Below are 4,544 nucleotides of genomic sequence, written 5' to 3' on the forward strand. Positions count from 1 at the left end.
CAGCTGGGGCGCATCGAATTCGCCCGCAACGGCGGGCGGATCAACACGGACGCCCTCGACAACTCGGCGGGCGTGGACTGCTCCGACCACGAGGTCAACATCAAGGTCCTGCTCGACGCCCTGGTCAGCGGCGGCCGTCTCGCCGCCGGCGACCGCGCGGGTCTGCTCGCCGAGATGTCCGAGGAGGTGTCGCGTCTCGTGCTGTCCGACAACGTCGCCCAGAACGACGTGCTCGGCACGAGCCGGGCCGACGCCGCCGCGTCGCTCGCGGTGCACGGGCGGCTCATCGGCCATCTGGAGGGCCGCTACGGTCTGGACCGCGCCATCGAGGTGCTGCCGTCCCGGAAGGAGATCGCCGCCCGGGAACGCGCGGAGACGGGACTCACCTCGCCGGAACTCGCGACGCTCATGGCGCACGTCAAGCTGGCGCTGAAGTCGGACCTGCTCGCCGGCGACCTGCCCGACAGCCCGGCATTCGCGGACGCGCTCGCCGGGTACTTCCCGCGCAGACTCCGGGAATCGTTCGGCGACGCCATCGGCGAACACCCGCTGCGCCGGGAGATCGTCGCCACGGTCCTCACCAACGACGTCGTCGACAACGGCGGCATCACGTACGCCTTCCGGCTGGGGGAGGAGGCCGGTGCGAGCGGCGCCGACGCCGTGCGCGCGTTCGCGGTGGTCTCGGAGGTGTTCGACCTGCCGTCACTGGGCCGCGACATCCGGGACGCCGACCTCGACGCCGCGCTCTCGGACGAGTTGACCCTGTTCACCCGGCGGCTGCTCGACCGGGCGTCGCGGTGGATGCTCACCCGCAGGCCCCAGCCGCTGGCGGTCGGGGCGGAGATCAGCCGATTCCGTGACCGGGTCGCGGACCTGACACCGCACGTCGCGGGCTGGCTGTTCGGCGGGGACGCGGAGAGTCTCCGCAGCCGCACGGCGGCGCTGGTGGCCCGCGGTGTCCCCGCGGACCTGGCCGGGCGCGTCCAACTGCTGCTCGACCGGTTCGCGCTGCTCGACATCGTCGAGATCGCCGACGTCACCCAACGCGACCCCCGCGAGGTGGCCGAGGTGTACTACCGGCTCGGGGAGTGCCTCGGGCTGGTTCACCTCCTGGTCGGGGTCTCACAGCTGGGACGAGGTACGCGGTGGAACGCGCTGGCCCGGTTGTCGTTGCGCGACGAGTTGTACGACACGGTGCGGGCCCTGTGCCTCGACGTGATCGCGGGCAGCGAAGTCGCGGACACGGCGGAACAGAAGATCGGGGAGTGGGAGGACCGCAACGCGGCCCGGCTGGCGCGGGCCCGCCACACGCTCGACGCCGTCACGGAATCGGGGGAGCACGACCTGGCCGCTCTCTCCGTGGCGACCAGGCAGCTCCGCAGCATGGTGAGGTGACATCGGGCGCACCGCACGATTGCGGCTCACCCGTGCAGTCGGCCGATAGACTGCAGACGGCCGACTGCACGGGAAGTTCGTCGGTGCCGCAGAGGAATGGGTGTCAGTGGTAGAGATCGCAGTAGTCGACGCGGAGCTTGCTGCGTTGTACAACGGACCGGGGACGGAGTCGGCCCCGGCGTACGAACGCGTCAAGCACCTCATCGTGTCGCAGATCAACGCCGGCCGCTGGCAGGAGGGCGATCAGCTGCCCTCGGAGAATCAGCTCGTCGGCGCACTGGGGCTGTCCCGCATGACCATCAACCGCGCGCTGCGCGAACTCAGCGCCGAGGGCCTCGTGGTGCGCCTGATGGGGGTCGGCACGTTCGTGGCGGCCACGAAGACGGCGTCGCCGCTGTTCGAGGTCAAGAACATCGCCGACGAGATCCAGCAACGCGGACACCGCCACCGGACCGAAGTGGTGTACGTGCGTGAGGAAGACGCCGATCCGGCCAACGCCTTCATCCGGGATTCCATCCGCGGCAAGGTGTTCCACTCCCTGATGATCCACTACGAGGACGACACGCCGATCCAGCTCGAAGACCGGTTCGTCAATCCCGCCGAGGCGCCCGGCTATCTCGATCAGGACTTCACCCAGCAGACGCCTAATCACTATCTGAGCGTGGAAGCTCCGCTGACGAGGGGCGAGCACGTCGTCGAGGCGATCCTCGGATCGCCCGAGGAATGCCGGCTCCTCCACATCGAGCGTTCCGAACCCTGCCTGCTGATCCGACGCCGCACCTGGTCGTCCCGAGGACTCGTCAGCGCAGCGCGTCTCGTGCACCCCGGTTCGCGGAACCGGCTGGAAGGGACGTTCGGGACGGGCTGATCGGTTCGGGCCACACGAGGCGACCGTCGCGAATGCCGGCGATCGTCGACGCGATCCAGTCCAATTCGGCCCGTGCGGCGTGGAGTGCGTAATCCGCTTCGGCGAGGAACAGGGCGGGCACTCCGTCGCCAAGCGCGCGGGTGAGCTTCGTGTGGTCGGATTCGATTCTCGCGGTGAGTCGTTGGGCGCGTTCGGTGAGTGCGTCGACGGCGCCGTCGCGCCCCAGCGCACCGAGGTAGCTGATCGCGGCGAAGAACGGGGAGAACTCCCGTGCGGCACTGCGGATCTGGACGTCCAATCGGCTCACCAGTTCCGCGCGTCCGGCGTCGGTGAGGGCGTAGACGGTGCGGGCGGGCCGACCCTCCCGTTGCGCACGTTCGTGTTCCTCGATCCAGCCCGCCGCCGCGAGGGCGGCGACGACGTTGTTCAGCGAGCCGCGGTTGAGCGGCCACTGGCCCTCCTCGCTGCGCTCACACAGCGTGACCTCCATCTGGTACGGATGCATCGGCGATTCGAGAAGCAGTCCGAGCACCGGCAGGACGAGCGGATTGTCGAGGACGCGTCCGGGCATGATCGAAATATACCAGTCTGAATAAACTATGACGAAGTGCGCGGTTCGGGCGCCACGACCTCGCCTTTGTCACGATTGGGTCACGGCCCGCTACGGTGGATCGTTGACCACGACGCCGATCATGAAAGAACAAATTCTTGTTACAGAGTGAATCGAAGTTCAGGGATTATCGTCTCCATGCCGTCGCGCTCCTCGTGGGCGTCCTCTCCGTGGGGGTGGTGGCCTACCGAGAGTTCGATGCGGCAACGGGCTACCTGATGGACCTCTCCGTGTTCCGCGACGCCGGCCACGCCTTCGTCAGCGGGCTGCCGCTCTACTCCGCGGACTTCCCGAGCAGTTCCGGGTTCAGGTTCATCTACGCACCCTTCGCGGCGATCCTCTTCGCACCGATGGCGGAGATCGACCCCGCGGTCCTGCAGGCGCTGTGGTGCGCCCTCAACCTCGGGCTCGTGTGGTGGATGGTCAAGGTGGCGCTGTCGAAACTCGACGTCGGCCGCCCCGACCTCCTCGCTCTGCTGTCGATGGGCCCGGTGCTGCTCCTCGAGCCGATGCGCTCGAACTTCGACTTCGGTCAGATCAACATCATCCTGATGGCGCTCGTGGTCGCCGACTGCACCGGGGTGATCCCGAAGAGGTTCCGCGGAATCGCGATCGGCCTCGCCGCCGCAATCAAGATCACCCCGGCAGCCTTCCTGCTGGTCTTGCTCGTCCGCCGCGACTTCCGCTCGATCGGACGATCGCTCGCCACGATCCTCGTCACCGTCGGACTCGGTTTCTGGCTGCTGCCGCAGTCGTCGGTGTGGTTCTGGACCACCGAATTCTTCGCCACCGGACGTGCGGGCGCGCCCGACTTCTTCCGCAACCAGGCCGTCACCGGCGTCATCGCCCGGCTCGGGGCCGAAGGCAGGCTCGCCAGCGTCCTCTGGGTGCTCAGCGCGGCCGTCATCGTCTCCGCCGCAGCATGGTCGGCGTACCGCTTCACCCGGTCGGGTGAACACCTGCTCGCGCTGTCTGTCGTGGCCCTGGCATCGCTGCTCGCGGCGCCGTTCGCCGTCACCCACCACTGGGCGTACAGCATCCTGCTGATTCCGATCCTGATCGCACCGCAGTATCGCAGCTGGCGGCCGGTGGTCGGCGCCGCGACGCTGATCTTCCTGATCGGCCCCAACTTCGTGCTGCAGTCCTCCTCGTCCGGCTGGGTGGAGGCCGCCGTCCGGGAGGTGATCGGCAGCTCGCAGTGCCTCGTCGCCCTCGTCCTGCTCGGCGCCGCGGTCGTGGCCGCGCGGTCCCGCACCCCGCTCCCGGACGTCGAACCCGCCGCGGTGCCCGCCGACGACGACGCGCTGGAGCCCGCCCGAAGCTGAGGCGTCGGCGCTATCGTCGAGTCATGTGCCGAAACATCACCGAGCTGCGCGGACTCGAACCGGCGGCCACCGCGGAGGAGATCGAGGCGGCGGCGCGTCAATACGTCCGGAAGGTCAGCGGAATCCAGAAGCTCTCCGACGCCAACCGTGAACCGTTCGAGGAGGCGGTAGCCGTCGTCACCGAGGCCACCACGAAGCTCCTCGCCGCACTGCCGGCGCGCAAGCAGCCCCCGCAGACCGTGCCCCCGCTGCGACGGCCGGAGGTCCGGGCGCGCATCGCGGCGAAGGCCGCCACCCCCTAAACGGACGAACGGGACGCTCGTTGCGTCAGATCCAACGAGCGTCC

At 68.8% G+C, this 4,544-nt stretch carries 5 protein-coding genes; 4 read left to right on the forward strand and 1 reads right to left on the reverse strand.

All coding sequences use genetic code 11. From position 1 onward, the window contains the following. Positions 1–1,395: NAD-glutamate dehydrogenase domain-containing protein (locus tag ACFTZB_RS43310; RefSeq protein WP_378441810.1), on the forward strand; the 1,395-nt coding region annotated here is incomplete at its 5' end. Positions 1,396–1,495: 100 nt separating this feature from the next. Further along, positions 1,496–2,263 carry a histidine utilization repressor gene (hutC, locus tag ACFTZB_RS43315; protein ID WP_072938860.1) on the forward strand — a complete coding sequence of 256 codons (768 nt, stop codon included), beginning with the start codon at positions 1,496–1,498 and terminating at the stop codon, positions 2,261–2,263. Here hutC and ACFTZB_RS43320 read toward each other — a convergent pair. After that, positions 2,196–2,834, reverse strand: coding sequence for a PadR family transcriptional regulator (locus ACFTZB_RS43320; protein ID WP_378441813.1), 639 nt, complete (start codon positions 2,832–2,834; stop codon positions 2,196–2,198). The two genes, hutC and ACFTZB_RS43320, sit on opposite strands and share 68 nt — an antisense overlap. A 137-nt stretch (positions 2,835–2,971) precedes the next feature. Between ACFTZB_RS43320 and ACFTZB_RS43325 the strand changes: the two genes are divergently transcribed. After that, entirely contained in the window at positions 2,972–4,198 is a 1,227-nt protein-coding gene (locus ACFTZB_RS43325) for a glycosyltransferase family 87 protein (protein WP_378441815.1), read from the forward strand. A 23-nt stretch (positions 4,199–4,221) separates the two neighbouring features. Further along, complete coding sequence (locus ACFTZB_RS43330) at positions 4,222–4,500, forward strand: DUF2277 domain-containing protein (protein WP_378441817.1); 279 nt, start codon at positions 4,222–4,224, stop codon at positions 4,498–4,500. Positions 4,501–4,544: the final 44 nt, after the last annotated feature.

Origin of the sequence: Rhodococcus sp. NPDC057014 (assembly GCF_042673295.1) — a bacterium.
Classification (GTDB): domain Bacteria; phylum Actinomycetota; class Actinomycetes; order Mycobacteriales; family Mycobacteriaceae; genus Rhodococcus_F.

Excerpts from the sequence above, each read along its gene's own strand:
- ACFTZB_RS43320 (WP_378441813.1), bottom strand. The coding sequence starts at position 2,834 with ATGCCCGGACGCGTCCTCGACAATCCGCTCGTCCTGCCGGTGCTCGGA.
- ACFTZB_RS43330 (WP_378441817.1), top strand. The coding sequence starts at position 4,222 with ATGTGCCGAAACATCACCGAGCTGCGCGGACTCGAACCGGCGGCCACC.